Origin of the sequence: Belliella marina, assembly GCF_042682445.1 — a bacterium.
GTDB classification, from domain to species: domain Bacteria; phylum Bacteroidota; class Bacteroidia; order Cytophagales; family Cyclobacteriaceae; genus Belliella; species Belliella marina.
The window spans coordinates 1-1,479 of sequence record NZ_JBHUHR010000025.1; the positions used below are offsets into that span (position 1 = coordinate 1).

Below are 1,479 nucleotides of genomic sequence, written 5' to 3' on the forward strand. Positions count from 1 at the left end.
GTTCGTATATAAGCTAAACAGAAGGTATTTCGGTGAAAAATTATTCGACAGATTAATTATTGCAGCAATTCAACACTACGTGTAAGATTGTGGGGAGTCATATAGCAGAATGTTAAATATCTAATAAATAAGAGCAAAACATATAATTAAATAAATATCGTTTTACGAGCCTCGTCACAAAATCTGACAATTTTCCGAACGAGGGTAAGTGAGACGAGCCATATCCCTATATTTGCAAATAGGGTAGGCTCTCTCTTTTATTCCTAATGTTCGGAACACTTAGAAATAAGTGTGGCTTTGTCAGAGCCATGTGGCATTAGAATTTGGAGAAATGCCTACCCTTCCTTTTTTGGAAGTAGCGCTTTTCCCTTTTACAGACTCGTTTTAATATTTTCCATCCATGAAAGCGAGCAAAATATACAGCCACCTGATCATTGAACCTTTCTCCGATTTATTCGGAATGGCAGGGTTGTGCCTATTTGCTTTGCGATCCGAGTCAGGAAAAATCTACCAGTCTGATCAGACAGAATCCCTCAAACCTACGGATGACCCAGGCCTCTCAGCCTTCGACATCCTCTTTGAGCGCAAGCCCAAGAACCCTATCTAAACCTACATTACCAATGCGAGACGGGGCATCTACTTAGATACGTTTTTCCAAGGTCGATACGCCATGTATGTACCCGCACCCTTTCCGAAACTATAGCTACTGCAGAAGCACAGTCGGGAAGGATTTAACCAGATTTCTTATTCGTCAGGAGCATTTCCCTGTTTCTGGACCCAGTTGGAGAAAACGCAGGTTTTTTCCAGGATGGGAGGGGTATGTCTTGTTTTTGAGATGCGAGAAGCTAGAGACGAGAGACTAGAAGCAGAGAAGAAAAAGTGTACAAAGTACGATGTACAAAGTATGAAGTCTGCCCTCAGGAATTTGGAGAAGAAATCTCAACCCTAGTTCGAGACATCTCTCTACGCCTCCCTGAGTTGGGAGGTAAATTCGATGTGACAGACAAGAAACTAGAAGCTAGATGCGAGAAGCGAGAGGCAGAGAAGCGAAGCCTGTCCTAAAGGATTGCGGGAGGACATCTTATCCCTAGTTCGAGACATCTCGCTATGCCTCCCTGAGTTAGGAGGTAAACTCGATGTGACTAATCCCCAATCAACCAATTCAACCAATAACCTAATCCACTTATAACAAATGCCCCATGAACTTTACTAGACCCCAAACCTTCCAACTTTCAAACTTTCCAACCTTCAAACCTCAATCAACCAATAACCTAATCCACTAATAACCAAATAAGCCATGGCAGCTACGGGGTATATGTTTAACAATAAACCAAGTGATGCTAAACTGGGTTTGTGGCGAACCTCATACGCCATCCCCGTACTGCCAGGCTTTTCTTAAGAGACAAGAAGCTAGATGCGAGAAGCGAGAAGAAAGACAATAATAAAGGGCTTTAGTAAAGAATACTAGAACGAGACATC

The 1,479-nt window shown here is 42.4% G+C and carries 1 protein-coding gene; it reads left to right on the forward strand.

The annotated features are described in order from the left end of the window. Nucleotides 1-400 precede the first annotated feature (400 nt). A complete protein-coding gene (locus ACFSKL_RS09150; RefSeq protein WP_376885564.1) occupies nt 401-607 on the forward strand; it encodes a hypothetical protein in 207 nt (68 codons plus the stop codon). Nucleotides 608-1,479 lie beyond the last annotated feature (872 nt).

Bases quoted from the DNA above. Each gene is read 5' to 3' on its own strand.
- ACFSKL_RS09150 (WP_376885564.1), top strand. From the start codon at position 401: ATGAAAGCGAGCAAAATATACAGCCACCTGATCATTGAACCTTTCTCC.